This window comes from Nonomuraea sp. LP-02 (assembly GCF_036289125.1).
Classification (GTDB): Bacteria; Actinomycetota; Actinomycetes; order Streptosporangiales; family Streptosporangiaceae; genus Nonomuraea; species Nonomuraea bangladeshensis.
In genome coordinates this window covers 7417618-7443615 of record NZ_JAXCLK010000001.1, presented here as the reverse complement: position 1 = coordinate 7443615, position 25998 = coordinate 7417618, and the positions used below count along the sequence as shown (strand labels likewise).

At 70.4% G+C, this 25998-nt stretch carries 26 protein-coding genes; 14 read left to right on the top strand and 12 right to left on the bottom strand.

The annotated features are described in order from the left end of the window. Positions 1-25: 25 nt before the first annotated feature. The 3 genes from SMD20_RS34985 to SMD20_RS34975 form a co-directional block, all read right to left on the bottom strand. Entirely contained in the window at positions 26-292 is a 267-nt protein-coding gene (locus SMD20_RS34985; protein ID WP_329589514.1) for a phosphopantetheine-binding protein, read from the bottom strand. Further along, positions 289-1344 carry a ketoacyl-ACP synthase III family protein gene (locus SMD20_RS34980; RefSeq protein ID WP_329589513.1) on the bottom strand — a complete coding sequence of 352 codons (1056 nt, stop codon included), beginning with the start codon at positions 1342-1344 and terminating at the stop codon, positions 289-291. The genes SMD20_RS34985 and SMD20_RS34980 overlap by 4 nt, the downstream gene beginning before the upstream one ends. Before the next feature lie 329 nt (positions 1345-1673). Beyond that, positions 1674-2993: a cellulose binding domain-containing protein gene (locus SMD20_RS34975; protein WP_329589511.1), complete on the bottom strand. Its 1320-nt coding sequence runs from the start codon at positions 2991-2993 to the stop codon at positions 1674-1676. A gap of 361 nt (positions 2994-3354) precedes the next feature. Here SMD20_RS34975 and SMD20_RS34970 point away from each other — a divergent pair, with 361 nt between their 5' ends. After that, positions 3355-3573: a hypothetical protein gene (locus tag SMD20_RS34970; RefSeq protein ID WP_329589509.1), complete on the top strand. Its 219-nt coding sequence runs from the start codon at positions 3355-3357 to the stop codon at positions 3571-3573. A gap of 8 nt (positions 3574-3581) precedes the next feature. Here the strand turns inward: SMD20_RS34970 and SMD20_RS34965 are convergent, their stop codons facing one another. Next, positions 3582-6104: a polysaccharide lyase family 8 super-sandwich domain-containing protein gene (locus SMD20_RS34965; RefSeq protein ID WP_329589507.1), complete on the bottom strand. Its 2523-nt coding sequence runs from the start codon at positions 6102-6104 to the stop codon at positions 3582-3584. Between the two features lie 145 nt (positions 6105-6249). Between SMD20_RS34965 and SMD20_RS34960 the strand changes: the two genes are divergently transcribed. Together SMD20_RS34960 and SMD20_RS34955 are read left to right on the top strand one after the other, a co-directional pair. Then, positions 6250-6687, top strand: a complete 438-nt coding sequence (locus SMD20_RS34960) for an anthrone oxygenase family protein (protein WP_329589506.1) — start codon at positions 6250-6252, stop codon at positions 6685-6687. A 17-nt stretch (positions 6688-6704) separates the two neighbouring features. After that, a complete protein-coding gene (locus tag SMD20_RS34955) occupies positions 6705-7058 on the top strand; it encodes a PRC-barrel domain-containing protein (protein WP_329589504.1) in 354 nt (117 codons plus the stop codon). 49 nt (positions 7059-7107) lie between these two features. Here SMD20_RS34955 and SMD20_RS34950 read toward each other — a convergent pair whose 3' ends face one another. Both SMD20_RS34950 and SMD20_RS34945 read right to left on the bottom strand, forming a co-directional pair. Continuing rightward, complete coding sequence (locus SMD20_RS34950; protein WP_329589502.1) at positions 7108-8193, bottom strand: Gfo/Idh/MocA family protein; 1086 nt, start codon at positions 8191-8193, stop codon at positions 7108-7110. Then, positions 8178-8882 carry a ThuA domain-containing protein gene (locus SMD20_RS34945; protein WP_329589500.1) on the bottom strand — a complete coding sequence of 235 codons (705 nt, stop codon included), beginning with the start codon at positions 8880-8882 and terminating at the stop codon, positions 8178-8180. The genes SMD20_RS34950 and SMD20_RS34945 overlap by 16 nt, the downstream gene beginning before the upstream one ends. Before the next feature lie 189 nt (positions 8883-9071). Here SMD20_RS34945 and SMD20_RS34940 point away from each other — a divergent pair, with 189 nt between their 5' ends. The 6 genes from SMD20_RS34940 to SMD20_RS34915 all read left to right on the top strand — a co-directional run bounded on the left by SMD20_RS34940 (position 9072) and on the right by SMD20_RS34915 (position 13061). After that, positions 9072-10004: a hypothetical protein gene (locus SMD20_RS34940; RefSeq protein ID WP_329589498.1), complete on the top strand. Its 933-nt coding sequence runs from the start codon at positions 9072-9074 to the stop codon at positions 10002-10004. 204 nt (positions 10005-10208) lie between these two features. Beyond that, a complete protein-coding gene (locus tag SMD20_RS34935) occupies positions 10209-10655 on the top strand; it encodes a hypothetical protein (RefSeq protein ID WP_329589497.1) in 447 nt (148 codons plus the stop codon). 11 nt (positions 10656-10666) lie between these two features. Next, the gene (locus SMD20_RS34930) at positions 10667-11269 is read left to right on the top strand and encodes a cell wall protein (RefSeq protein ID WP_329589495.1); all 603 of its coding nucleotides are present in this window, start codon (positions 10667-10669) and stop codon (positions 11267-11269) included. Positions 11270-11281: 12 nt separating this feature from the next. After that, positions 11282-12058, top strand: a complete 777-nt coding sequence (locus SMD20_RS34925; RefSeq protein ID WP_329589493.1) for a MauE/DoxX family redox-associated membrane protein — start codon at positions 11282-11284, stop codon at positions 12056-12058. A 38-nt stretch (positions 12059-12096) separates the two neighbouring features. Beyond that, the gene (locus tag SMD20_RS34920) at positions 12097-12561 is read left to right on the top strand and encodes a PPOX class F420-dependent oxidoreductase (protein ID WP_329589492.1); all 465 of its coding nucleotides are present in this window, start codon (positions 12097-12099) and stop codon (positions 12559-12561) included. A 95-nt stretch (positions 12562-12656) separates the two neighbouring features. Beyond that, on the top strand, positions 12657-13061 hold the full coding sequence (locus tag SMD20_RS34915) for a hypothetical protein (protein ID WP_329589490.1): 405 nt from the start codon (positions 12657-12659) through the stop codon (positions 13059-13061). A gap of 8 nt (positions 13062-13069) precedes the next feature. Here SMD20_RS34915 and SMD20_RS34910 read toward each other — a convergent pair whose 3' ends face one another. The 4 genes from SMD20_RS34910 to SMD20_RS34895 are packed head-to-tail and all read right to left on the bottom strand — an operon-like array spanning position 13070 to position 16680. Continuing rightward, entirely contained in the window at positions 13070-13600 is a 531-nt protein-coding gene (locus tag SMD20_RS34910; protein ID WP_329589488.1) for a hypothetical protein, read from the bottom strand. A 19-nt stretch (positions 13601-13619) separates the two neighbouring features. Continuing rightward, entirely contained in the window at positions 13620-14849 is a 1230-nt protein-coding gene (locus tag SMD20_RS34905; RefSeq protein WP_329589487.1) for a hypothetical protein, read from the bottom strand. Positions 14850-14899: 50 nt separating this feature from the next. Continuing rightward, complete coding sequence (locus tag SMD20_RS34900; protein ID WP_329589485.1) at positions 14900-15442, bottom strand: MarR family winged helix-turn-helix transcriptional regulator; 543 nt, start codon at positions 15440-15442, stop codon at positions 14900-14902. 29 nt (positions 15443-15471) lie between these two features. Beyond that, positions 15472-16680: a PP2C family protein-serine/threonine phosphatase gene (locus tag SMD20_RS34895; protein WP_329589483.1), complete on the bottom strand. Its 1209-nt coding sequence runs from the start codon at positions 16678-16680 to the stop codon at positions 15472-15474. 167 nt (positions 16681-16847) lie between these two features. Here SMD20_RS34895 and SMD20_RS34890 point away from each other — a divergent pair, with 167 nt between their 5' ends. Further along, complete coding sequence (locus tag SMD20_RS34890; protein WP_329589482.1) at positions 16848-17270, top strand: anti-sigma regulatory factor; 423 nt, start codon at positions 16848-16850, stop codon at positions 17268-17270. An 82-nt stretch (positions 17271-17352) separates the two neighbouring features. Continuing rightward, positions 17353-18363 (top strand): hypothetical protein, encoded by a 1011-nt coding sequence (locus tag SMD20_RS34885; RefSeq protein ID WP_329589481.1) that lies wholly within the window; start codon positions 17353-17355, stop codon positions 18361-18363. Between the two features lie 310 nt (positions 18364-18673). Here SMD20_RS34885 and SMD20_RS34880 read toward each other — a convergent pair whose 3' ends face one another. Both SMD20_RS34880 and SMD20_RS34875 read right to left on the bottom strand, forming a co-directional pair. After that, positions 18674-20497: an ABC transporter ATP-binding protein gene (locus SMD20_RS34880; RefSeq protein ID WP_329589479.1), complete on the bottom strand. Its 1824-nt coding sequence runs from the start codon at positions 20495-20497 to the stop codon at positions 18674-18676. After that, positions 20497-22260 (bottom strand): ABC transporter ATP-binding protein, encoded by a 1764-nt coding sequence (locus tag SMD20_RS34875; RefSeq protein ID WP_329589477.1) that lies wholly within the window; start codon positions 22258-22260, stop codon positions 20497-20499. Before SMD20_RS34875 ends, SMD20_RS34880 begins: the two co-directional genes overlap by 1 nt. Before the next feature lie 572 nt (positions 22261-22832). On the opposite strand from SMD20_RS34875, the gene SMD20_RS34870 reads away from it, so the two are divergent. Genes SMD20_RS34870 through SMD20_RS34860 form a run of 3 tightly spaced genes read left to right on the top strand, consistent with a single transcriptional unit; the run spans position 22833 to position 25680 of the window. Further along, a complete protein-coding gene (locus SMD20_RS34870) occupies positions 22833-23066 on the top strand; it encodes a hypothetical protein (RefSeq protein ID WP_329589475.1) in 234 nt (77 codons plus the stop codon). After that, a complete protein-coding gene (locus SMD20_RS34865) occupies positions 23063-25141 on the top strand; it encodes a DUF6571 family protein (protein ID WP_329589473.1) in 2079 nt (692 codons plus the stop codon). The genes SMD20_RS34870 and SMD20_RS34865 overlap by 4 nt, the downstream gene beginning before the upstream one ends. After that, on the top strand, positions 25138-25680 hold the full coding sequence (locus tag SMD20_RS34860; protein ID WP_329589471.1) for a hypothetical protein: 543 nt from the start codon (positions 25138-25140) through the stop codon (positions 25678-25680). The genes SMD20_RS34865 and SMD20_RS34860 overlap by 4 nt, the downstream gene beginning before the upstream one ends. Positions 25681-25998 lie beyond the last annotated feature (318 nt).

The following is a 25998-nucleotide window of genomic DNA, read 5'->3' as shown; positions in this document are numbered from 1 at the left end:
CTCTGTCCCCGTTCGTTCTGGACGGCTAGCCGATCTTCGCCGCTTCGAGTTCCCTGATCAGCGCGACGATGGTCGCGACGTCCTTGAAGTTGTCGGGGTCGAGCTTCGCGGCGGGGACGGGGACGCCGAGCTCGCGCCGGATGAAGTTCAGCAGCCGCGCCGTACGCAGGGAGTCGAGCAGCCCCGACAGCAGGAGCGGGGTCGTCTCGTCCACCTCCAGCTCGACGTCGTCGGGGACCAGGCTCTCCTGGATGAAGGCCACCAGGCGGTGGCCGAGCTCGTCGGCGGTCACGCGCGCGCCCCTTCCCGGGTCACCGGAGCGGGGGCGAGCACGCGGAACACGGCCGCGGCCACGGACGTCCCCGAGCCGAACCCGACCATGAGCAGATGGTCACCGGGCACGAGCCCACCGGTCGCCAGCAGGTGTTCGAAGGCGATGAACTGGTCGACCGCGCCGCAGTGGCCGACGCGCCGGCCGTAGTCCCAGGTCGTCTGGTCGAGCTCGATGCCGAGCCAGGACATCTGCCCGTCCAGGTCCTCGCGGCGGCCGTGCGGGAAGGCCACCTTCGTGATGTCGGACAGCTCGATGCCGGCCTCGTCCAAGGTCTGCTCGACCTGCTGCATCATCGTCTTCTGGATGGTCAGGTGGATCCCGGTGCCCCGTTCCTTGAGCAGCCGCTGGCGGAACTCCTCGTGCCGGTCGCCGAAGCTCAGCCCCCGCCCGACGGTCGCGTCCGGCGGGAACAGCGGGTAGGCGCCGTCGTTGACCGCGTCGGCCTCGGGGATCGTGGTCGCGTTCACCGCGAGGAGCTCGGCCATGCCGTAGTCCTTGCCGAGGACGAGCGCGCACGCGGCGTCGCCGATCAGCGCGCCGGGCGTCATCCGCCAGCGGTCCACCAGCGGGGTGCCGTGGTTGTCGGCGGAGACCACCAGCGCCGTCTCCCTGCCGGGCTCGGCCCGCAGGTAGCTCGCCGCCAGCTCCAGCGAGCTGATCATGCCGACGCAGCCGCTGCGGATCTCGTACGCGGGGACGGCGCCGCCGAGGAGGTGCATCTGGAGGTAGTGCTGGGGCTGCCAGCCGTTCGGGCCCTGGTGCCAGACCGACGGGTAGAGCAGCAGGTCGAGCTCCTTCGGCGCTGACTCGTTCCAGCGCTCGTAGGCGTCGAGGACCGCGCGGCGCGCCATCTCGGGGGCGGGCATGTCGCCGGCGACCGCCGCGCCGAGCTGCCCGAAACGTTCGGCCTCGTCGGGCGGGTACAGTCCCTCCTCCACCGCCTGCTCGACGCTCACGATGTCCGGCACGAAGACGCCGAGGCTCCGGACGAACATGTCAGATGTACGCACACGTCCCCTAACTGATCGACGGGCACCACGAAGAACGGCGTCGCGTCGGGACGCCGGCGAAGCTTTCCGTAAAAGGGTCAGGCGATAACGCGGGATGGGCCGCCGGCCGCCGAAACATTTCGGCCCGCTCTTTGATCGGCCCTCACGAGAGCGAAAGGATAGGGGCAGCTCGCCGGGAAAATCAATATAACTGTCCGCGATCTGGACGATTTCCTTCCGTAACCGGAATCCAGCGGAACGTGGCCGATTTGGGAAATGTCCTTTTTCCCGGCGAGCTGCGGTTCATCGTTCTGGACGGTTCCAGAACGCCTTTCCGAAATTATCGGCGCTCAGGTCGCCGGGGTGCAGACCACGCCGTTCAGCCTGAACTCGGACGGTTTGGCGTTCGTCCCGCTGTAGGTGGCATTGAGACCGAAACTCTGGGCGGAGCCCGGACCGATATAGGCGTTGTGGCCGGCGTCGCGCGCGGTCGCCTGGGTGCCCGACTGCGTCACGGTGGCGTTCCAGGAGCTCGTGACCTGCTGGTTGCCCGGCCACGTCCAGGTCACGGCCCAGCGGTCGACGGGCGTCGTGCCGGTGTTGGTGATGGTGACGGTGGCCGAGAAGGCACCGTCCCAGGTGGTGGGCACGTAGGAGACCTTGCAGGCGGTGCCCATCTTGAGCCCGCCGCGGATGTGGTTGGCGAAGGTGTCCCAGGTGGGGTTGGGGGCGCCGGCCGTGGTGGTGCTTGAGCAGTTGGCGGTGGTGTAGGTGGTCTGGGTGCCGTAGCGGGCGGGGTCCATGACGAAGTCGATGCCGTGGTCCGCGCCCGGGATCGAGATGAACTGGCCCTGGCCGCAGCTCGCCTTGATCTTGTTGTAGAGCAGGACGCTCTGCCCGTGCGGCACCAGGAAGTCGGCCTGCCCGTGCAGGAACAGCAGCGGCGGGTCGTTGGCGTCCACGTAGTTGACCGGGTTGGCGAGGGCCACCTGGGCGGGGCAGGTCTGGATGGGGCAGCCGATCAGCATCGACTCCGGCGAGGCCGGGGAGTCGTGGTCCAGCCCGCCGGTGGGCAGGTTCTGGGCGTTCATCTGCAGGAAGTCGGTCGGGCTGAAGAAGGCGAGCCCCGTCTGCACCGCGCTGGAGACGCCGGTCGTGCCGACGGTGCCCTCCAGCGACGCGACGCCGCCGGTCAGCGTGGCCATCTCCGTCAGCCAGCCGCCCGACGAGTCGCCCATCATGGCGAAGCGGTTGGGGTCGAGCTGGTAGGTGGCGGCGTTGGCACGCAGCCAGCGGATGGCGGCCTTGACGTCGTGCACCTGGGCGGGGAAGACCGCCTGGGTGCTGGACCTGACGCTGACGCCGGCCACCGCGAACCCTCTGGGGTTGAACACGGCGGCGATGGCCGCCGCGCCGGTCTTGCCGTCGTCGCTCGACCAGGCCGAGCCGCTGTGCCAGATGATCAGCGGCCGGGGCGCGGTGCCGCCGGAGGGCAGGTAGAGGTCGAGCAGGTGTCCTTTGGAGCCGGCCGGTTGCGCGGGCGCGTACGCGATGTTGCTGATCACCTGGTCGGCCTGGGCCGGGGGCGGAAGGACGAGCGACACTGCGAGGCCGGCCAGCATGGTCATGACCATGCCGATGATCGCGGCCGGGCGGGAACGAACTTGCATGGTGCGCCTCCGGTGTTTCGGATGATCGCCGCTTGCCAGGTGGCCGTCCGGTTCTCACCCGTGCCGGGGCAGCCGCGATCGGCGCGTCAGCCGTCGCGCAGGTGAGAACAACACACGCCCCCGTGCGGATTCGCCCTTGCCATCGATCGGGCTCGCAATCGATCAGGGCGAGGCGACGATATGCCAGGGATGTGACGGTGGTCAAAGCCCGTCCGGAAACGTCCGGGAATCACCGGCGAAACATGCGCCGCCCTCACGAAAAGGCGGGTGGAAAGTTTCGGCCTCCCGGTGTTGATCTCAGCCGCGATGACTGCCAATGTAATGATCCGCTCCGTTGATCCGCCCCATCGCAGGAGGATTCATGCGAAAGGTTCGTGCGGTTCTCGTCCCGGTCCTTCTGGCCGCGGGATTGTCGTTGACGCTCGGCGCCACGCCGGCGAACGCGGAAAGGCTGGCCGGTGTCTACCGCACGTACGCGGAATGCCAGCGCGTCGGCGCCTACGGCGAGAGCCAGGGTTGGTGGGACGACTGGCGCTGCGAGTGGAAGCCCGCGTACGCCTACTACTTCCTCTACTCCTGAGCCCCTGATCAGCGCAGGGTGGCGGCGAGCGTGCGGCCGTAGGTGCGGCGGGTCACGGCCTCGACGAGCGTGCCGCCGGGCACGCGGCGGACCGTCACCCCCTCGTCGGCCCGGTCGAGCCGCAGCGAGGGGCCGTGCAGCAGGACGCTGACGCGGTCGCGCCGGGTCGTCGGGTCCGCGACGGCGACGCTCACCCGGGAGCCTGACCTCCGCACGATGACCGCGGCCGGGCCGTCCACGAGCAGGCGGCCGGCATGGCGCGGACCTGCGGTGAAGACGTTCGCGGCGAGCAGCCCCAGCCCCTTGTGCTCGATCGCCTGCACGTGCCGGTCGTTGGCCAGCACGGTCAGCGGCCCCCTGGCGTAGGCGCGCAGGCGGGCCTCGGTGGCGTTCGGGACCAGGGCGTAGGCGAGGGCCGGCAGCGCGCCGGACGCCGGGTGGGTGACGGAGGCGGTGAAGACGTTCTTCGTGACCTGGGTGTCCGGGTTGGAGGTGCGGACGACGCGCCGGCTGCGGGTCACCGTCTCCAGGACCGCGCTGACCGGCTGGCGGCTGAGGAAGACGTAGCCGACGGCGCTGCCACGGGTGGCATTGGCGTAGCGGAGCCAGCGCGGCTCGCCCGTCGCCCCCGGCTGCCACGGCGAGCCGGTCCAGGTCTCGCCAGTGAGCGCCACCGTGTCGGCGGGGGCGGCGATGCGGCTGTCCACCGTGGTCACCGCGGCCCGCCCCGACTGGCCGGAGACGTCCGCGGCCAGCACCACGATCTCGTCGTCGAGCAGGAACCACGACTTGGTGGCGCGGGCGTTCCGGTAGGCGACGAAGTCGTCCGGCAGCAGGCCCGCCTGCTTGGCGGTCCAGGCGGCGTCGTCCGACTGGACCATCCCCGCGACGCCGTACGCGCCGAGCGTCGCGCCGCCCGAGAAGGCGTTCCCGGCGACCGGGAAGTACACGTAGGCGTTCTGGGACTCCGAGGACGCGGTGAAGTTCAGCGGGTGGCCCGGGTTGTCGTACCAGAGGCGGCCCCCGTACAGCTCGGGGACCGTGCGGCGCTCCTCGACCGGCGCGGTCACCCCGGCCAGCCGGTACGGCGACACCGCCGTGAAGTAGTCCACGCCGAACACCGCCCGCTGGTCCTCCCCCGCCAGGTAGAGGTAGTGGGCGCCGTCGCCCTGGAACCAGGGCATGAGGTTCTCGCCGCTCATGTACTCGTACTTGCTGATCCGCTCCGAGCTGCGGGCGAGGGCGAAGGCGTAGCCGGGGCGGCGGTGGACGGTGCGGTCCATCGCGTTGAAGGCGACGCTGCGCTCGGGCGGGTTGAGGTCGGCGGCCTGGATCGAGGCGTCGGCCCGGATCGCTGCGTAGCGGGCGATGCTGACCGGCGAGACGAAGGCGGCGGTGTCGGCGGCCGGCAGGTGCTTGACGTACTTCTTCAGCGCGAGCGCCTGCTCGGCCGGCACGTGGTCGGCGAGGTCGGCGACGGCCTCCACGACCACGCCGACGTCGGCGTAGCCGGTGTTGGTGCGCGAGACCGCCCGCCCCTTGACGATCTCCATCATCCAGCCCTCGAAGATGAGGGGGGCGAAGCCGTCGGCGACCCAGCGGTAGACGACGCCCGGCAGGTCGTCCGCGGCGGCCGCCGCCGTCGCGCCGTCCAGCGTCTTGAGCGTCTGGACGACGCGCGTCAGCAGGGCGCGGCCGTAGGAGCCGGTGTAGGCCACCGAACTGTGCTGGACGAAGGAGCCGTCGCGGTAGTAGCCGTCGGTGACGCCGTGCTGGAGCGCGTACGGGTCGACGGTGGCGAAGACCGTGGACTGGTCGGCGACGGCCTTGGCGACGCGGGCGTCGTCGCCGGACACCGCGCCCTGGAGGATGCGGTTGGCGGTGATGTCGGCCAGGTTCGCGCCGGTGTGGAAGCGCGAGTCGAGGTCGACGTCGCCGTCCTTGCCGTTGCGGAGGTAGGCGTCCATCGAGGCCACGTAGGTGGCGGTGAGGCCGGGCCGCTCCGCGCGCAGCCGGTCCGCCAGCAGCGCGAGCGTCCTGGTGACGTGGGTGGGGATGCCGATCTCCCACGTGTGCCAGTTGCCGTAGTAGCCCTTCGCCTGGTCGCCGTAGTAGCGCTCGTGCAGCCACAGCAGGCCGTCGGCGACGCGCCGCTGGGCGGCGGCGTCGTCCGCGAGCTCCCCGCCGGGGACGCGGGTGGCGAGCGCGATCTCGTACAGGTACTGGAAGGCGAGCCGCAGGTCGACATCGTTCGAGCCGAGCGCGAGGCCGGCGAACAGCTCGCCGTCGCCCGCCCGGTCCATCGCGGCGAGCCGCTGCCTGGCGGTGGCGAGCACGGCGGCCAGCTTGGCGGCGACCTCCGGCCTGGCGTTGACCTCGGGGGTTCCGGCCAGCGTGGCGACGGTGTTGGCGATCAGCCGCGCGTGGTCGAACCCGCCCGCCTCGGCGGCGGCGCGCAGCGGACCGGCCACGGCCAGCAGGCCGGCGGCGGGGAGCAGGGAGAGAACCTGACGGCGGGAAGGCTGCGGCACGGCGGGCTCCAGGCCGTTGGGGGACGGGCCGCGCTCACCTTACATGATCTCTTTCAGCCCGCACAGGACCCGAGGAGAGCGTCGCTTATGGGAGTGAGCGTCCTGTGCATGGACCGTCTCACCCGCCCGGCTCCAGGATAGGGGCATGCTGATTCTCGCCCTGCTCACGCTCGTCCTGCACGGGCTGCTCGCCGGTCTCTTCTACGCCTTCTCGATGTCCGTCATGCCCGGCCTGAACGCGATCGAGCCGGCGCAGGCCGAGGCGGCGATGCGGAGCGTCAACCGCAAGATCCTCAATCCGTGGCTGTTCCTGGTGTTCCTGGGCTCGCCGGTGGCGGCGCTCGTGGCCGGGCTCCTCGCGGGCGGCGCGGCGGCGGTGTGGTTCCTCGCCGCGGCCGGGGTCGGCTTCGCCGGCTCGTTCCTCGTCACCGTGGCGGTGAACGTCCCGATGAACAACGCGCTCGACGCGGGCACGATGCGGTGGAAGGACTATTCGCGCAGGTGGACGGCGTGGAACACGGTGCGGGCGGTGGCCTCCACGGTGAGCCTGGCGCTGGTCGGGGTCGCGATTGGCGCGCTGTGACGGGGTAGGGGGCGGACATGCTCGAAAATCTGTGGCAGTACCGTCCTGAGCTGCAGCTACGCGAGTCGCTCGACCTCGTCGGCTTCGAGGTGGACGCGACCGACGGCAAGATCGGCACGGTGGACGAAGCGAACAACGCGGTCGGAGAGAGCTACGTGATCGTGCACACCGGCCCGTGGATCTTCGGCAAGAAGGTGCTCATCCCCGCGGGGGCGGTGGAGCACATCGACGAGGCCGCCCGCAAGATCCACGTCGGGCGGACCAAGGAAGAGATCAAGAAGGCCCCGGAGTTCGACGAGAAGACGTACCGGGACACCCGCTACCACGACGAGGTCGGCGGCTACTACGCCGGCTTCCCCGATTCGAGGTGACATGCCGGGTCATGGACGCGGACCGCACCCACGCCCATGACCCGTGCGCTCAGAAGGCCAGCAGGGGCACCGGCGACGGCCGCTCGCAGGTGCTGCCGACCGTGACCGCGGCCCCCGAAGCGGCCGAGGCCAGCAGTGACTCCATGACGTCGAGGACGTGGAAGGCCAGCGTCCCGCTCGCCCGCGGCTCCTCGCCCGCCGGGGTGGCGGCGAGGTCGGCCAGGCCGACGCCGCGGCCCGCGGCCACATAGCCGGCCGAGTCCGGCAGGTCGCGCCAGCCCGCCTCGCCCACCGCGGAGAGCTGGACGACGCCGTCGAAGTGGTTCGGGTCAGGGACGACCAGCGAGCCGCGTTCGCCGTGCACCTCGATGTTCGGCGCCTTGGTGGCCGCCGCGTCGAAGCTCATCACCAGCGTGGACAGCGCGCCCGAGTCGTGCACCAGCACGCCGGTGACGTGGGTGTCCACGGACACCGGGATCTCCTCGCCGCGCCGCGGTCCGGAGCCGATCGTACGCTTGCCGCGCAGGCGGGAGGCCGCCCCGATCACGGAGGTGACCGGGCCGAGGAGCGTCACCAGGCTGGTGACGTAGTACGGCCCCATGTCGAGGAGGGGGCCGCCGCCGGGGACGTAGTAGAAGTCGGGGTTGGGGTGCCAGCGCTCGTGGCCGGCCGTGACCATCGTGGCGGTGGCGGCGACCGGGCGGCCGATGAGGCCGTCGTCCACGGCCTTGCGGGCGGTCTGCGTGCCGGTGCCGAGCACGGTGTCGGGCGCGCAGCCGACCCGTACGCCGGCCGCCTCGGCGGCCCGCAGCACCCGCGCCGCGTCGGCGGAGTCGGCTGCTAACGGCTTCTCGCCGTAGACGTCCTTGCCGGCCGCGATGGCCTGGAGTGCGACCTCGGCGTGGGCGGCCGGGATCGTGAGGTTGAGCACGACGTCAACGCCGGGGTCGGCCATCAGGTCCGCGACGGACAGGACGGGGGTGCCCGGCCAGGCGGCGACCGCCTCCGCGGCCCGGCCGGGGTCGAGGTCGGCGACGGCCGCGAGGCGGAGCCCCGGCAGGCGGTCGATGGTGCTGAAGTATTGGGCCGAGATCGCGCCGCAGCCCACGACGCCGACGTTCAGCGGCTGGCCCACAACATGCCCCTCTCGATGATCGTGCGTACGGTGTCGTGCTGGAGGACGTCCAGGCTGTGGCCGGGGGTGGTGACGAAGATGCGGCCCTCGCCCCAGCGGCGGGTCCAGAGGGCGGGCGAGGTCACCTCGCGGTGCCACGGGTCCCAGGGGCGGACCTGCTGGGTGGTCGTCGCGAGCACGTCGATGTAGTCGTCGGTGAGCACCCAGTACTGCTCGGTGACGAGGTCGAAGTCGGAGAGGCCGGCGGTGATGGGGTGCCCGGCGGCCTCGGGCAGCAGGTTGACCGTGTAGGGGACGAAGTTGTCGGCCTGCGTGCCCTCCCGCTCGTCGGGGTGCTTGCCGGGGTGGCAGGCGAACTGGCCGCCGATGAGGTGCAGGTAGTCGGAGGAGTTGCGGTAGGAGTCGGCGATCCCGCCGTGCCATCCCGCCATGCCGGTGCCGGCGCGGATGGCGGCCTCCAGGCCCTTCAGCTCGTCGGGCTGGATGGTTCCCATCGTGTAGCACTGCACGATGAGGTCGACGCCGGACATGTACGAAGCGTCCGCGTACGGCGCGGGCGAATCCGCCCTCCGCACTTCGAACCCGTTCTTCTCCAGGAAGGGGATGAAGAGCTCCGTGGCCTCCACCGGGGCGTGCCCTTCCCAGCCGCCCCGGACCACGAGAGCCCTGCGGCCCTGGTCACTTGCCATGCTTTCGCCTATCGCCGAATGGGTCGAACGATCCGATCGTCGCATCCCGGCATAAGCAACACGGAAGTGGGCAGCGCTTTCCGGGCAGGACCCCACGGCTCGGCACGAGGGGCGGCAGCTTACGGATGCCTTAGTGCGGCGGGGTTCTCATGAGTTGAATGTCGGCGAATGACACGAAAGGTAACGCCTATGCAGGCCCACCAACCTCGCGACAGCCGGATCCGGCGGCCGGTGTTCGTCGCCGCCACCGCCGTGTTAATGGCGGCGGGCGGAGCCGGCGTGGCCGCTGCGGCGGCGGGCACCCCGCCCACCGAACCGCCTACCGCGACCCCCACCGAGACCCTCTCCCCGACCCCCACGGACACGGTCACCGTCACCGACATCCCCACCGAGACCCCGACGGAGACCCCCACTGAGACCCCCGTTCCCGAACTCGCGCCGCTCAGCCCCTGGGGCTTCGTCGGAGCGATGCACGGCGAGTTCGCGGTGGCCACGAAGGACGGCTGCGGCTCGGTGACGCTCTTCGCCCAGACGGGCCGGGCGACCGCCGTCGCCGAGGACTCCATCACGGTACGCAGCCAGGACGGCTTCGAGCGGACGTACACGATCGGCGAGGACACCCGGACGATCGCGGGCCGGCGCGGGAACAGCGCGGTCAAGCAGGACGACTGGGTGTCGGTGACCGCGATCGCCCCGACCGCCGCGACCACCGCGTCCCCCACGGCCGCCGCGACCCCGACGACCCCCGCGTCCCCGACGTCCCCCGCGACCCCCACGGACGGCACGGACGGCACGGACGGCACGGACGGCGGCGCCGCTCAGGAGGCCACGGACGGCGGCACCGCCCTCTACGTCTACGACCTGTCGCGGCCGGTCAAGCGTTCGTGGAAGGGCTGGGGCCAGCTCCGGCAGTGGTGGGCTCCGGCGCCGTCGTGGCGTACGCCAGCCGAGTGCCCCACGCCGTCCGCCACCCCGACCGTCACTCTGCCCGAGACCCCGACCGAGACCCCGACGGAGACTCCGACGGCGACCCCGACCGAGACGCCCACCGAGACCCCGACGGGCACTCCGACCGAAACCCCGACCACGACCCCCACGGAAACGCCGACGCCGGCTTCCTGATCCGCCGCGCGTCCGTTCCCGGGCAGCACCCCCGCGTCCCAGGTCACCACCCGGGACGTCACCCCCCTCCTCCCTCTCTGGCGACTCCGGGCACAAGTCAGGCATTGACGAAAAATCCTTACATGGTACTCATAGATCGAGTCGGAAAGCTTCAATCCCTCGATCCGTCGAGACCCCCCGGAGCTCACCCGAAGGGAGACGCGCATGGCGCGTACCACGTCCGGCCCGCCCGCCGACTTACTCGGCCCCGTCCAAGGAGAGGTCTCCTGGTTCTGCTGCGGCAATTCCTGGGGACCGTGCAGCAGCACCGGCAAGGGAGCCTGCGGAACCTGCAACTCCGGCAGCCTCCAGCACGCCTGGCCCAACACCTCCGACGCCTGCTGGGCCATCACCCGTCCTGACTCCTGCGGAGTCAGCCTGTCCCGCCGCACCTGCGGCTTCCGGCACCGCACCACCGCCCTGTGCACCGGTACGAGCGTCGTCACCTCCATCGCCGACTGCGGCCCGCAGACCGACCTGTTCTGCGGCGAGCGGAGCTGCTGCGGCGCGACCTGCGCGAGCAACCGGCTGATCGACCTCACCCCGGCCGCCTACAGCGCGATCGCCAGCCTGTCCTCGGGCCTGCGCCCGGCCGAGATCTCGACGGCGTGAGGGGGACGGAGATGCGCAGCAGACGGGATGTGCTCAAGTCCGCCGTGCTCGGCGGCGGCGCCGGCGTCGTGGCCGCGACCGCGCTCGGCTCGCTCGGCCCCGAGGCCGCCTTCGCCACCACCACCGCCGCTCCCGGCGTGGAGCCCGGCACCCTCGACCCGAACTTCGCCGAGGGCAGGATCCGCTCGATCAAGGACAACACGCTCCTCGTCCTCGGCTCGAACATGGTCTTCCACACCATCCGCGTCGTGGACGGCACCAGCCTGTGGAAGCTCGGACCGGTCGGCTTCGACCAGGCCAGGCCGGGCGACGGCCTGTACGCGCGCGGCGTCCGCATGCCCGACGGGATGCTGGCCGCCGAGGCGGTGTGGCTCAACATCGTCAACATCAAGGGCCACATCACCGACATCAAGGACCAGACCCTCCGCCTGGACCACAACGGGCACGAGGTGCTGTGCCATGTCGTACCCGGCAAGTCGGTCGCCATCCACTCCGAGTCGCCGCCCACCTCGGACCTGTCCCTGCTGAAGGTCGCCCAGCACGTACAGATCCTGGGCGCCTGGCGGCCGGACACCAACGAGGTCGACATCGCCACCGTGTTCTCCCCCCACTAGGAGAGGAGCCCGATGAACGGGATCGCCGCGTCGCAGCCGTACGTGATCGCCCTCTTCCTCCTCTGGGCCGGACTGATGAAGCTGTTCGGCAGGCGGATGCGGGCCCAGGCCGGGCGAAGCGCCCTGGCCAGGCTCGTCGGCCCGGCGCGCGCGGTCCCGGCGCTCCGCCTCGTCGGGCTGGCCGAGCTCGCCGTGGCCGCCGCACTGCTCGTCCCGCCGCTCCACCCCCTGGACGGCGCGGCCGCCGCGCTGCTGGCGGCGGGCTTCCTCGGCTACCTCGGCTACGCCTACGTGGCCGCGCCGACCGCGTCCTGCGGCTGCCTGGGCGACCACGCCAAGCCCGTGGACGTACGGTCCTTCGCCCGCGCCGGGCTGCTGCTCGCCGCCGGGCTTCTCGCGATGACCGCGCCGGCCGCGCACCCACCCTTCCTGCCCCTGGCCGCGCTGGAGGTCGTGGCGCTGCTCGCCCTCTCCTCCGAGCTGGACCGGCACTGGCTCGTCCCGCTGCGCCGCCTCCGGGTCCGCCTCCGCCCGCCGCTCACCGCCCCTGCCCCCTCCGGGGACGTGCCCCTGGAGACCTCGCTGCACCTGCTGCGCCGCAGCCCCGCGTACTGCTCGGCGTCGGCGCGCCTCACCTCCGACGTACGCGAGACCTGGGACGAGGACGGGACCCGGTTCCTGGTCTACGGGGCGGGCCCGAGCACGGCGGTCTTCGCGGTGCCGCTGTCCGGCGACGACCCGCGCACCGTCCGGGTCGCCCTGGTCGACGAGGCGGCGCTCGCCCAGTGAAAGGATCGGAGCACGTACGATCCGAAAGGCACCTGCACATGGCTCCGAACATCGCCACCGCGCGCCGCGTCGACCGGCCCGAGCTCCTCGACTTCCTGCGCACCCGGCATCACGGCCTGCTGTCGACCGCCCGCGCCGACGGCCGCCCGCAGCTCTCGCCGGTCGCCTGCGGCGTGGACGCCGACGGGCGGATCGTGGTGTCCACCTATCCCGAACGCGCCAAGACCCGCAACGCCAAGCGGGACGAGCGCGTGTCCATCTGCGTGCTGTCCGACGACTGGGACGGCCCCTGGGTGCAGGTGGACGGCCGCGCCGAGGTGCTCGACATGCCCGAGGCGCTGGACGGGCTGGTCGAGTACTACCGGTGCATCGCCGGCGAGCACCCCGACTGGGACGAGTACCGCGAGGCGATGCGCCGCCAGGACAAATCGCTCATCCGTCTCCACATCGATCGCTGGGGGCCGATCGCCACCGGCGGTTTCCCTGCCCGACTCGCCCAATAGGTAATCAAGCGGACCACTGGGCTCCAAGCCGCTCGCAAGTATCGGGTCCTATCTGTAGTGGGGTGAAGTTCTTTGCCCGATCTCGGAGACCCCTCATGCGTCTGCTCGCCCTGTTCGCCGCCGCCGTCGTCCTCCCCCTGGCCGGGGCCGCCACACCCGCCTCGGCCACGCCGGCCGTCTGGAAGTGGGGGCCCGTCTACTCCGCCGACGGCATGGCCGGCTCGTGGGGGAAGGTCTACCTCCACCAGTTCGGCTACCTCGTCGAGGGCAAGCTGGAGGACACGCGCGGCAAGGGCTGCGCGTGGGCCGTGCTGAAGGCGCAGGACTCGCGCAACGGCCGCTGGAAGTCGTACGGCTTCTACAACTGCCGGCCGGGCGTGGGCTCGTTCAAGAAGGACTACCGCAACGTGCTGCAGATCCGCATGCAGGTCTGCCGCGGCACCGCCTCCCGGCCCACGGGCGAGTGCTCCACGTGGAAGCCCGTGCTCAAGCAGGGCTGACCCCCGCTTCAGAGCACGTAGACCGCCAGCAGGGCGAGTCCCGCGGCGAGCGCCGCGAAGGCGAGCGTACGCGGCTGCCGGGCGGCCTCGCGGCGCGAGGACACCACCAGCGTCACGAGCACCGCCAGGGCCGCCGCCAGGTGCAGGCCGTACCAGACGGGGATGGGCAGCCGCACCAGGACGAGCTCGTCGGCGGCGCCGCGTCCGGCCACTCCGGCGACCGCGATCAGGCCGAGCACCGCCAGGGCGTACCTGACGCGGCCGAACAGCGCCCAGACCACGGCGCCGAACGCGAGCACCATCATCACCTTGGTGTGGAACTGCCGCGCGAACAGCGCGCGGGGCTCCTCGAAGCTCATCGTCAGGATCGACTCGTACGCGGCCGTCATCATCGTTCCGCGCAGGGGCTCGTACGAGCCCGCGTACGGCACCAGCTGCCCGCTCGGCGTGTAGAAGTACGCGAGGTAGGCGCCGGTCAGCAGGAGGAAGGCGAAGCAGTAGAGGAGCGTCTCCCCTACCAGTTGCCGAGCTCGGTCCATTCCCGGAATTTGATCACATTCAGGCCAGCTCGGCGATGGTCGCACGGCTCCAGAACCCGCCGTCCGCCGACAGCGTGCCGACTGCCCAGGTCGCGCCCGACCGGGCCGACCCCTCGACATTGAAGAACTGCGAACGCTTCAGCCCGGGGATCGCCGGCAGGCGCGGCAGCGGGACCGCGGCCGCGCCGGGCGCCGCCACCCGCCAGGTGTCGCGCAGGCGCGGGCTCCCGGTCACGATGAGGACGCCGCCGGAGGGACCGGCGGCCAGGCGGGGGCAGCAGTAGCCGCTGTCGCCGGGAGCGTTCTGCCTGCTCCAGCTCCGGCCGTCCCAGTGCAGGAGGATCGGCGGCGGATCGGCCGGCTCGTCGTCCACCTCGCCGTGGTTGAAGGTGTGTACGCCGATCGCCCACACGTCGTCCTCGCCCAGCACGAGCACGCCGTCCAGCATGGCGCTGCCCTCGGGCGGCTTGGGCCGGGCGAAGGCGTACGTCGGGGTGGGCACCAGCCGCCAGGAGCGCCCGTCCCAGCGCATGGCCGCGGGCTGGTCCATCTCGCTCTCGGTCACGCCCGGCCCGGAGGAGCGGAAGCCGACGGCCCAAAGGCCGGCGGAACGGGAGCCGCCCAGGGCCGCCGCGTACGCGGGGAGCGGCACCTTCGTCCAGGACCGGCCGTCCCAGTGGGCGGCCTCCCGGCGATCGGAGCCGTAGACGGCCCAGGCGTCGGCGGGCCCGAGCACCGCGAAGCCGGCGACGTACGGGGAGTCGATGCGCCCGGGGACCCGATGCCAGGCGGAGCCGTCCCAGCGTACGGCCGTCAGCGCCTGAACCTGGTCGTCCGCCCCGAGCTCGGGAAGCAGCAGCCAGACGTCGTCCGGGCCGGAGGCGGCGATCCGGACGTCCGCGCCCTCCGGCACCGCGGGCGCCTCGGGCGGCGGGTCGGCCCGGCGCCAGGCGGTGCCGTCGTGGTGGAGCAGCAGGAGCCGGTCACCCTCGGAGCCGGCGGCCCACGCCTCCCGGGGGCCGGCGGCGGTGACGCCGGTGAGGCGGGAGCCGGGCTGGTCGCTGACGTACGCGTAACGCCAGCCGCCGGGGGAGGCGGCCGGGGTGACCACCGGGCCCGGCGTCGGGGCCCCTTCGGACTGGACCGTACGCGGGGAAGTGGGTGCCGGTGCGGGCGACGGAGTCGCCCCCTGCCCCGCCGCGCACCCGGCCGCCACCAGCAGGCCCAGTAACGACGCTACGGTCCTCATCAGGCTTCGGTCCTCATCAGGCTGCGGTCCTCATCAGGCTGCGGTCCTCATCAGGCGAGGAGGCGGGCGGCGATCTGGATCCAGTCTTCGTCCTCCTCGGGCGTCTCGCGCGCCGTGACCCGGTCGGCCGCCTCCGCAAACGCCTGCAGCCCGCGCAGCAGCGCGATCCGCCCGGCGGGCGGCATCTCGCTGAGCACCCGGGCGAGGTCGTCCCGCCGCAGTTGCTGCAGATCCTCGATGAGGGCGCGGCCGGAGGGGGTGAGGGAGAGCGTCAGCTCGCGCCGGTCCTCCTCGTCGTGGGAGCGCCGGACCAGCCCGGCCGCCTCCAGCCGGTCGCAGAGGCGGCTCGCGGACGAGGGCACCGCCCCGAGCGCCGCGGCCAGGCGGCCCAGGTTGATCGTCTCGTGCTTCTCGATGGTCAGCATGGCCTGGAGCTGGATGGAGGACACCTTCGTGACGAACGCCTGACGTGAGCGGCCCCAGACCGCGACCAGGGCCGCTGCCTCCCTCTCGATGAGGGCCCATTCGGTCGGTGGCAGGTGGCCGACGAAGGAGTCGAACGCTTCAACGGGTGGAACAGGCTCGTCAATCACACGCTATCCACTCAGTGAGGTGATGCCGGTCATGGTCGTTCTCGCCCGGGATGCGGCCCGGATGGCTTCGGCCCCGGCTTGGGGTCCGGTGTCCAGTCGAGACATACCACGACCGCATCATCCAGCACTTCCATGCCCCGCCGGAAGTCCAGCAGTCCCCGGATCATCGTGCGGACCGCCTCATCGGCCGGCTGCATCCGCGTGGACTTGATCAGAGACTCCAGGGACGAGCCGCCGAACTCCGTACCGCCCTGCGAGCGCGAGGAGTAGACGCCGTCGCTGGCCACGATCAGCCGGTCGCCGGGCTCCAGCCGCAGGTGCTGCTCGGTGTAGGCGGTGTTGCCGAACATGCCGAGCGGGAGCTGCTGCTCCAGCTCGATGTGGCGGACCTGGCTGCCGCGCATCAGCAGCAGCCGCGGCGAGCCGGCGTCCACCAGCGCGGCCTCGCCGGTCTCGGCGTCGAAGCTCATCAGCAGGGTGGAGACGTGGAGGCGGCCGCCGTACTGGCTGTAGATGGCCTCGTCGGCGAGGCCCGCCTGCTCCTCCAGGCCCGCGCCCGAGCGGCGGGCGTTGCGCAGCGCGGTGATGGTGAGCGTGGTGAGCATCGCGGCCTCGACCCCGGCGCCCATGCCGTCGGTGACCGACACGATGAGGCCGCGCGGGCCGCAGGCCCAGTCGAAGTTGTCGCCGTAGACGGCGTACGCCGGTTCGAGCTGGCCGGCCAGGCGGTAGCCGTCGCCCTGGTGGCCGCAGCCGGGCAGCAGCGCCCACTGCATCTCGGCGGCGAGGGTGAGGCGGGCGGCGCGGCGTACGCGGTGGTAGCGGTCGGTGGTGCGGTAGGCGTCGCACAGGATGTGGCCGAGCGCGGTGGCGATCTCCTGGAGGTCCTCGACGACCTCCGTGCCGGGCTGCGTGCCGAAGCTCAGGCTGAGAACGCCGACCCGCTCGCCGCACGCGCTGACGGGCAGGTGCAGCAGCGTGCCTTCGCGCTGCGGCGTCTGCGAGGCGAACGTGCGGCCGGCGGGCGTGCCGTCGATGGCCAGACCACGTACGCCGGGCGCGTACTCTTCGAGAACGGGACGGAGCGTGACCAACGCCGGGTCGGCGAGGAGCACCTCGACGCGCTCGACGGCGAAGTGCAGAGTCACCGCGTCACGCAGCGCCTCGGCCACGGCATAGGGCGGAGCGGCCTGCATGGCCTGTCGCACCGCGTGAACGCCCTCGGAAATGCTGCCCAACGCATGTCCTCTTCTCCAGGCGCGAGTCCGCGCGCCGCCGATAAATTTGCACGATAGCAAATAACTCTGAGGTCACGTTCATCCCGGCCCGAACCTGCGACCGGAGTGACGATCCTATATATTTGCCACGCGACAACTAACCGGACGGCCATGGAGGGGATCCGGGTTTGGGTGACAGTGAGCCCGCGGAGCCCGCGGCGACCCGCTCTCTGCCCATCCGCACCGAACGCGACCTGCTCACCGCCCGGCACGCGGTACGCGCCGCGTCCCTGGAGGCCGGCTTCGGCCTCATCGCGCAGACCAAGCTCATCACGGCGGCCAGCGAACTGGTACGCAACTGCTACGTCCACGGCGGCGGGGGCAGCCTGCTGATCGAGCACCTGCTGCCGCCACCCCGGGCCGGGCTCCGGCTGACGATCTCCGACGAGGGCCCCGGCATCCCCAAACCGGACGTCGCGCTGGTCGACGGCTACTCCACGGGCCGCGGGCTCGGCCACGGGCTGGGCGGGGCGAAGCGACTGGTGGACGAGTTCCGCCTGGAGAGCGCGCCGGGGCGCGGCACGACGGTCGTGATCACCCGCTGGAGGTGAAACTTCCTCACGCCATAGCGGATCTGCTCACCTTCGTACGCGGGCCGCGCGCATCCTCCCCGCCGCGGTGCATGATCCATCCATGGTGTACGAGGCGGCGGCGGTGTACGAGGAGGCAGCGGGGCTGGGCTTGCCACGGACGGCGCGGCGGTTCGACCTGGTGTTCGCGGGCCTGTTCCCCTGGCTCACACCGCTCGACGACGAACAGCCGGCGCTGCCGCCGCACACGCTCGCACCCCTCCCCGAACTCGCCGCCCAGGCCGAGGCCTCCCTGCTGGCACGCCACGCCTCCCCTGAGCGCAAGTCCGCCGTACGGGCACGGCTCGCGGCCGGCGGGTCCGCCGAGCAGGGCCAGCTGGAGGTGTGGGCCCGGCTGCTCGCCGACTCGCTGCGGGACCGGGTGGAGGCCGAGCAGAAGGACGGCTGCTACTACTCCCTCCAGTCACCCCTGGAGGCGATCCTCCCTCTGACCGCCACCCTCATGGCGGTCCACCTGGCCGGCCGCCCGTTCCCCATGCTGCTCCCCGCCCTGCCCATCGCCGCCGCCACCCACGACCTTACGGGACCGCACGACCCGGACGGGGCGCTGTTCGGGGGCGTACGCGTCGCGATGAACGCCTGGACGACCGCCGGCGTCACCGCCCCCGCCGACCTAACAGCACCCGAGACCGGGACCGAGACCGGGACCCGGACCCGGACCGAAACCGGGACCGAGACCGGGGCCGGGACCGGGGCCGAGACCGAGACCGGGGCCGAGACCGGGGCCGGGACCGGGGCCGAGACCGAGACCGGGGCCGAGACCGGGACCGAGGCTGGGGCCGGGACCCGGACCGAGGCGGCGGCCGGGACCCGGACCGAGGCTGGGGCCGGGATCGAGATCGGCGATCTTGTGACGCACTTCTGGCGCCACGACGACGCCTCACCCGACCGCGCCAAAGCCGCCGCCCACTTCCTGCGCCGGATCCCCCGCCACGCCCTCGACGTGATCATGAACAGCCCGCCCGTCCAGCTCACCCCACTCGGCGCGTACGGCGTCCGCAGGCTGCTGCTAGCCCACCGCTGGACGGTCACCCCGTCCACTCCCGCCCCCTGACCGCGCTCCGGCCAGACCCCGGCCAGACCCCGGTCAGGCCCTGGCCGCCGCGCTCTGGCCAGGGCCTGGCCCCCGGCCTCTGACCGGACCTCCACCACGCCCACCTCGATCGGGGAGCGACGCATACCCGGGCCGCAGCGGCAGCCGCCAAAAGCTAGCTGCAGCGTTCTGGAAGCGGCGTGCACCCTCGCCGCGCAGCAGGCGCCCACGACGCCCACCTGGCGCACGCCCCACCCCCGGACCGTACGCCCTACTCCCTCACCCCGCCCCTCCTCCCCCACCAAGAAACCCCGCAGCCCCACCGGCCCACTCAGCCCTGACCAACCGCGACGAACCCCGTACCGGCCCGATAGTTGGGCGACTGGTGCCGGAAGTACGTGTTGTAGACCTCGCAGTAACGCCCACCCTTCGCCAGCAGCGTCGCGTGATCGCCCTCCTCCACGATCCGCCCGTGATCAAGCACGATGATCCGATCGACGTGCTCGATCGTGGACAGCCGGTGCGCGATCACGATCGACGTACGCCCCGCCAGCACAGCGTCGAGCCCCTCCTGGATCTGCGCCTCGGTCAGCGGATCGACGCTCGCGGTGGCCTCGTCGAGCACCACGATCGCCGGGTCCTGGATGAGCAGCCGGGCCAGCGCGACGAGCTGCCGCTGCCCCATGGACAACGCCCGGCCGTGCTCGCCGACGTCCGTGAGCAGGCCGTTGGGCAGGGCCTCGATCCAGTCCCCGCCGCCCACGGCCGCCGCCGCCCGCTGCACCTCCTCATCGCTCGCCTCGGGGCGCGGATAGCGGATGTTGTCGGCCACCGTGCCGCTGAACAGGAACGGCGCCTGCGGCACCGCGCCGATCTGCCGCCGGTAGGCGCCCAGCTCCAGGCTGCGGATGTCCTGCCCGTCGATGAACAGGCTGCCTTCCTGGAACTCGTAGAAGCGGGTGATCAGCTTGCTGAGCGTCGACTTCCCCGCACCCGTGTGCCCCACCAGCGCGACCGTCTCCCCCGCCGCGATGGTGAGGTCGAAGTCGCGCAGCACGGGGCTGGCCGGGTCGTAGCCGAAGGTGACGCCACGGAACTCGATGCGGCCCGCCGGCTTCCCGACCGGCCGCGCGTCGGTCTGCACCACGCGGGGCGGCGCGTCGATCAGCGCGAAGACCCGCTCGGACGCCGACAGCCCCTGCTGGAACTGCGACCAGAATGCCGCGATCGACGTCAGCGGGAACCAGAAGAGCGCCACGCTCTGCAGGAACAGGTACCACTCACCCGCCGTGAGCCCGCCCGCCAGCACCCGCGCCCCGCCGAGCTGCACGAGCGCGACCGTGGCCAGCCCCGCCACCGTGAACAGCACGGGGAAGATGGTGGAGAAGACGAACCCCTGCCGCAGCGTCACCTGGTAGCTCTGCTGGTTGATCGGCCGGAACTCGTCGTAGACCTGCTGCTCCTGCCGGAAGTTCTTGGCGACGGCGATGCCGCCCATGGTCTCCTGCAGGTTGGCGTTGACCCGGCTCAGCGAGCGCTGCGCCCGCCGGGTGCTGATCCTCGCCATTCGCCGGAACAGCAGCGCCAGCCCGACCACGATCGGCACCACCAGCAGCGTCATCAGCGCGAGCTGCGCGCTGCGCACGAACAGCAGCACCGTCACGAAGCCGACCATCAGCACCTGGCTGATGAGGTCCATGGTCAGGGTGGAGACGGTGGCGAAGTCGTCGGTGTCGGAGGTGACCCGGCTGACGATCCGGCCGGACGGCGTCTCGTCGTAGAACGACAGGTCGCGGGCCAGCACCGCGTCGAAGGCGTCCTCGCGCAGTTGCAGCACGACGTCGCCGGTGACCTCGGCGCTGTGCTTCTGCCGGAGGTAGTTGAAGATCCACGACAGTACGCCGGTGCCCAGGATGGCCGCCACGAGCGCCGGCCCGGCCTCGCCGATCGTGCCGTCAGCGATGGCGTCCACGGCGAGGCTGCCGATCGCGGGAACCGCCGCCTGGCTCGCCGACAGCAGCACGATCATGGCGGCGACCAGCAGCATCGGGCCCAGCTTGGGCCGGAAGTAGGACAGGATGCGCCGCAGCAGGTCGCGGTCGTTGTAGGTGCGGTCGTAGTCCTCGGCGTCGAGGCCATCCATGATGAAGCCCATCAGCGCACCCCTCCCTGCTCCCCCGCCAACACCCGACTGCCGTCACCCTGGGCGCCGTCACCCTGGGCGCCGTCACCCTGAAACCCGTCGCCGTCCTGGAGGCCATCACCACCCTGAACGTCGATCTCGTCATAGTGCGCGAACACCCGCCGATAAAGCCGACTCCGCGCGATCAACTCGTCATGCGTACCGAAGTCGACGACCTCCCCGCGCCGCAGCAGCAACACCTTGTCCGCCCACCGAATCTGCGAGAGCCGATGTGTGATCAGCAACGTGCTCCGCCCTTCCAGAATGCGCCCGACGGCCTGCTGGATCTTGTCCTCGGTCGCCGAGTCGATGGCACTGGTGGAGTCGTCGAGCACCAGGATCGCCGGGTCGGTGAGCAGCGCCCGCGCGATGGCCAGCCGCTGCCGCTGCCCTCCGGAGAGCGTGACGCCGCGCTCCCCGATCACCGTCTCGTAGCCGTCCTCCAACTCCCCGATGAACTCGGCGGCCTGCGCGTCCTCGGCCGCCCGCACCACCGCCTTGTGGTCGGCCCGCTGCCCCAGACCGAAGGCGATGTTCTCGCTCACCGACCGCGAGAACAGCACGATGTCCTGCTCGATCGTCGAGATCTGCGACCGCAGCGAGTCGAGATCCCAGTCGCGTACGTCAACCCCGTCGACCAGCACGCGCCCACCGGTGACGTCGTAGATACGCGGGACGAGCTTGGTGAGCGTGCTCTTGCCCGACCCGGTCTCCCCGACGATCGCGACCGTCTCGCCCGGCTTCACGGTGAACGACACCCCGCGCAGCGCCGGCTCGCCATCTGCGGCGTACCCGAAAGTGACGTTCTCGAAGACGATCTCGCCGCGGATCGGCGCGGCGTGCCCGTCGGCCCGCTGCTCGATCTCGCTCTCGGCGGTCATGATGTCGAGAATGCGCCGGGACGAGACGATGCCGATCTGGATGAGCGAGAACGTGAAGATCGACATCTGCGTGGGGAACCCGAGCATGCCCATGAGCCCCATGAACGCGACCAGCTCGCCGACACTGATCGCCCCGATGCCCTGCAGATAGAGCCCGTGCCAGAGCGCCCCCGCCATCGCGAACGAGAACAGCAGCGTCGGCAGATAGCGGGCCTGCACCAGCCCGTTACGTACGAACGAGTCGCGGTAGCGCCGCGCGCTGGCCCGGAACCGCAGCCGCTCCTGCCCCTCCTGCGCGGTCACCTTGATCACCTCGATGCCGCGCACCGCCTGGCTGAGCCCGGCGTTGAGCTCGCCGAACTCCTCCCGCATCCGCGTCGCCACCGGGTTGAGCCTGCGCATGTAGTGCCGGAGCGCGATCACGAACACCACCGCGAACACCCCCGGCACCAGCAGCAGCCGCGGATCGATGGCCGCCATGAAGAACAGCGGGACGATGCCGGTGAGCCCGGAGTCGACGATGAGGTCGGCGCCCGGCGTGATCATGATGGAGAGCTGCCGGATGTCGTTGGCGGCCCGCGCCATGAGGTCGCCCACGCGCTGGCGGTTGTGGAAGGTCTGGCTCTTGCCGAGCAGGCTGACGTACAGCTCGTCGCGCGCGTCACGCTCCAGCCGCTTGGCCAGCACCTCGCTCGACAGCCGCGCGACCAGGTCGAACACCCCGCGCGCGAGCACCACCGCCAGCATCGCCAGCGCGATGAGCCCGAGCGCGTCGAGCGGCCCGCCCCGGTGACCGAGCACGGAGTCGAAGGCGTCGCCGATGTACTGCGGAACCATGGCGTTGAGCGTGGTCATGACCACGGACCCGCCGAGGAACCCGACCAGATGGAACGGGTGCCGCCGCAGGTGCGACCAGAGCCAACGTACGGGCCCACGCCGGTCGTGACGCGGGCCCGCCACAGAGAACTCGGAACTGCTGCTCGTCACAGACGCCGCCCCCGACCACGGATAGCTGACAGACTCGAACTCGCTTTCTACCACCGGCCTCCGACAGTTTCCCAGCGGTTTTGCTCGCCCCGTCCCCCACCTGATCGTCGGCCCACCCGACGCCCACCACCACGGCCAGATGTGGGACGACCTCCGCGTCGCGCGCCCAGTGGACAACAGTCCGCAGAATCGCGAGAATCACCCCGCTACGCCCCTATCCGTGCCACCGAGCACACAACCCGCAACCACCCAAGAAAAGCCAGAACGACCCCCCTTTTAGGCGCGCATAAAATCACTCTTTCACCCGGCCCCATTATGCATATTCCCGCCCCGTCTTATACCGATTGACTGTGCAGCCGGAAATTGCGCTCTGTACCTCACATAACCCGGATACGCTGCGCATGGTCACTCGCCCGTCGACCGGCCACAGGGGACCCAGCATGGCGACACAGGAGCAGATCCATGCCGCCCGGCGGCAGATCGAGCAGTTGCGCGATCAGCACAGCGGCGATATCCGCGGCCTGATCCACCTCATTGACGCCGGCGCGATCAAAGGCCCTGCCGCCGACAGACTCGTACGCGACATCAACGGCTGGGACCAGGCGTACCGCGGCCTGTTCGACCGCGCACTCAATTTGCTGGACACCCTCAACCCCGACGGCGCGCCCTCATGACCCCCGGACCGACGACACCTCTCGCCATCGATCCGACGCTGATGACCCAGCTCATCTCGCTGATGAAGCGCCTCAGCCAAACCGTCCCCGAGACCGGCGCCCAGGTGGACAAGGCCCTGAGCACGGTCCAACTCAGCATGTCCGGCCCCGGCACCGCCCGCGACATCGCCCACCAGATCGGCACAAAGGTCCCCGAACTACAACGGCGACTCGACCTGATGCTCGCCGCCCAGAAGGTAGCGCTCAGCAGATCCCAGGCCCTGTGGGCCGACGAGTCCCAATGGGTGTCCGACACGCCCGCGGCGGGCGCCGCGACGGCCGCCCGCCTGGCCGCCGCCCTCCGCACCGCCAAGAAGAAGGGCACCATCGACGCCAAAACCCTCGCCGACCTCCAGAAACACCAGAACGACCCGTACTTCGCCATCGCCTTCGCCACCCAGCTATCCCCCAGGGAGCTCAAGCAACTGCTCACATCCCTCTACCGCCGCAACACCACCGTGCTGGGCGCCGACCCGGAAGCGATCGCCGAGCTCGACAAACTGTCCGCCGCCCTGAGCACCACCCTCGGCACCGCCTCACGCGGCGCCGGCCCCCTCAAGCTCCCGAAGGGCTACGTCGACCAGCTCCTGGAACACCTCGACACCCCCGAAACCGCCTTCGCACTCAACAAACTCCTGCGTACCGGCCGCTTCGACGACACCTTCCTCCGCGAGCTGGCCACCAAGGTCTACGACTACGAACGCAAACAACCCCCGGGCTCCCTGTACTGGCACAACATGACACCCACCACGCAGCCCGCCAACGACCTCCCGGCCGCGTACAAGGACCCGCTGGCCGCCGTAGCAGCCGCCCTCGCCCACAACCCCCGAGCCGCCCAGGACTTCCTCACCGACCCCCAACGCAAGCCCCTCGACTACCTGATGCGCGAGCGCACCTGGTACGAGGCCACCGACAGCGACCTCGGCCACGCCCTCGAAGCCGCCACCACCACCTTCCGCGACCACGACCTCCCACCAGGCCAATCCCGCGGCTACAAGTCCGCCCTGATCGCCTCCTGGACCCTGCACTTCTGGGGCAACCCATCCGTCCAGTCCAACCTTCGCAACACCCGACAGAGCGTGGGCAACATCCTCAGCTCGTACATAAGCGACCTGAACCGCGTGCCTGGTCTACGAGTCGCGCAACCACCCGGCGTGACCCCCGCCTCCGATCCCGATCCTCATTTGAAAGGCGTGCAGCCCTACGGCGCCATGCTGGACGGCGACGGAGTCAAGAACGTGATGCGGTGGGCCTTCGACGATCCGATCGCTTTGAAGACGGTGGCCACGGCCCAAGGGCAATACAGCATCAATGTCCTGAACGAACGGGCGGCCCGGGTCGCCGAACAGGTCCGTTCGGACTTCGAGAAATGGCATAAGACTCACCCCGACGCGACTACTTCCGATATAAATGATCAACGCCAGAGGATTCTGGAGAGTCACATGGCAGGGGCCGGCGGCGCAGAATTCAGCACTGACGTGGAAAGACTCAGCGAAACCCTGTACCTCGTCACCGATGCGGGAAACATCGCCCACATCACCAAAGCCGATGCCCAAGACAGCGCGTTCGGCGCTTTTAAGGATGCCGTCACCAGCGTGGCGAACTTGATTCCAGGACCTCAGGGGAAGATCAGCAGCCTGCTCTTCGACAAGGCCAAGTCCGCCGTGTTCGGCCAGGTGACCGGACAACAGGGAGCGCTAGCACGCAGTCAGGCGGAATCCACGGTCGGTCAGAGCATCGACATGTTCACTGACATCACGGCAGACGTCATGATGCGGCACGGTCTCTTCGGCGACGGCGAAGTCCCGGCTAGGACACATCCCTACTCATCCACCAACTACCCTCGCGGCTCCGAGGGGGACTTCGTGGACGGCAACAAGATCGTGCCATGGAGCAAGATGAACGAGGCGCAACGCGACGCCTACACGACCTGGCTGGGTCTCGGTGATACGGGAGCCGTCTTCCGCGACCCCGTGCAGGCCGTCAGGGACGGCTTCAAGCAAGCTGGCGGCGTCGGCGGGAGCTCGGTTCGATGAGAGCGACCTTTCTCGGGCCTTCCCTGATCGCGGCCATCGTCGTCGTCTCAGCCTGCACCTCCTCTCCGCCTCCTGACACCAGTCCGCTCGGAGAAGTGACTGCGGGCCCTCAGGAATGCGGCCTCATCTCCAAACAGGCCATCATCCGCGCCACCGGCCTGGAGGAATACGAGGCCTCCGGCAGCGAGCCGGGCAGACCCTTCTCGTACTGCATCGTCACCGATCCGCAGAACGAGGGGCGAGGCTTCCTGCTGTCCGTCAAGCTCGACAATCCTTCAGCTCTGTCCCTTGAAGAGCTGACGAACACGATGAAGCACGACCGAGGGGTGGACCTGCCACCTGATCTCGGTCCTGGCTATACAGCCGAGTTCGAGAGCAAGAACGGACCCAGCACGTACGCCTACGCCTGGACACCCGACACGCGCCGCCTACTGTCCATCTGGATCACGCCGGGCGCTCCAGGCCGAGACCATCGAGCGGACGCCATCGAGTTCGTCCGCCAACTTAGGCCCATCCTGCTAGCGCCTTCTACTAAGTGACGCAGCGTGTGCTTGCCGCTCTAGGGCAACTGGCTCTGCCTGGCTTACCACCATCACGGTTGGGCTTCTTTCAAGCCCCGAGAGTCACTCTAGATCCGGAAAAGCTTCCCGGATGATGCTAAGAAGCATGGCTGCGCCAGCCTGATCGAACTGTAGGGTCTGACTAACTTTCTTCGGGGACTGCCTGCCATCAGACCCATTGGTGCTCAGCTGGAGTAGGCGCCCTTCAGCCGCATGCACCACTTGATAACCACACTCGACCTCGGTCGGGTGAAGCCCAGCATTTTTAGTCGTCCTAGAGAACGAACGCACGACCGC

Coding starts and splice junctions, on each gene's coding strand:
- SMD20_RS34975 (WP_329589511.1), bottom strand. CDS start 2,993: ATGCAAGTTCGTTCCCGCCCGGCCGCGATCATCGGCATGGTCATGACC.
- SMD20_RS34955 (WP_329589504.1), top strand. CDS start 6,705: ATGCTCGAAAATCTGTGGCAGTACCGTCCTGAGCTGCAGCTACGCGAG.
- SMD20_RS34870 (WP_329589475.1), top strand. CDS start 22,833: ATGGCGACACAGGAGCAGATCCATGCCGCCCGGCGGCAGATCGAGCAG.
- SMD20_RS34880 (WP_329589479.1), bottom strand. CDS start 20,497: ATGGGCTTCATCATGGATGGCCTCGACGCCGAGGACTACGACCGCACC.
- SMD20_RS34905 (WP_329589487.1), bottom strand. CDS start 14,849: ATGAGGACCGTAGCGTCGTTACTGGGCCTGCTGGTGGCGGCCGGGTGC.
- SMD20_RS34865 (WP_329589473.1), top strand. CDS start 23,063: ATGACCCCCGGACCGACGACACCTCTCGCCATCGATCCGACGCTGATG.
- SMD20_RS34910 (WP_329589488.1), bottom strand. CDS start 13,600: ATGGACCGAGCTCGGCAACTGGTAGGGGAGACGCTCCTCTACTGCTTC.
- SMD20_RS34960 (WP_329589506.1), top strand. CDS start 6,250: ATGCTGATTCTCGCCCTGCTCACGCTCGTCCTGCACGGGCTGCTCGCC.
- SMD20_RS34875 (WP_329589477.1), bottom strand. CDS start 22,260: ATGACCACGCTCAACGCCATGGTTCCGCAGTACATCGGCGACGCCTTC.
- SMD20_RS34935 (WP_329589497.1), top strand. CDS start 10,209: ATGGCGCGTACCACGTCCGGCCCGCCCGCCGACTTACTCGGCCCCGTC.
- SMD20_RS34940 (WP_329589498.1), top strand. CDS start 9,072: ATGCAGGCCCACCAACCTCGCGACAGCCGGATCCGGCGGCCGGTGTTC.
- SMD20_RS34945 (WP_329589500.1), bottom strand. CDS start 8,882: ATGGCAAGTGACCAGGGCCGCAGGGCTCTCGTGGTCCGGGGCGGCTGG.
- SMD20_RS34925 (WP_329589493.1), top strand. CDS start 11,282: ATGAACGGGATCGCCGCGTCGCAGCCGTACGTGATCGCCCTCTTCCTC.
- SMD20_RS34915 (WP_329589490.1), top strand. CDS start 12,657: ATGCGTCTGCTCGCCCTGTTCGCCGCCGCCGTCGTCCTCCCCCTGGCC.
- SMD20_RS34885 (WP_329589481.1), top strand. CDS start 17,353: ATGGTGTACGAGGCGGCGGCGGTGTACGAGGAGGCAGCGGGGCTGGGC.
- SMD20_RS34970 (WP_329589509.1), top strand. CDS start 3,355: ATGCGAAAGGTTCGTGCGGTTCTCGTCCCGGTCCTTCTGGCCGCGGGA.
- SMD20_RS34860 (WP_329589471.1), top strand. CDS start 25,138: ATGAGAGCGACCTTTCTCGGGCCTTCCCTGATCGCGGCCATCGTCGTC.
- SMD20_RS34930 (WP_329589495.1), top strand. CDS start 10,667: ATGCGCAGCAGACGGGATGTGCTCAAGTCCGCCGTGCTCGGCGGCGGC.
- SMD20_RS34920 (WP_329589492.1), top strand. CDS start 12,097: ATGGCTCCGAACATCGCCACCGCGCGCCGCGTCGACCGGCCCGAGCTC.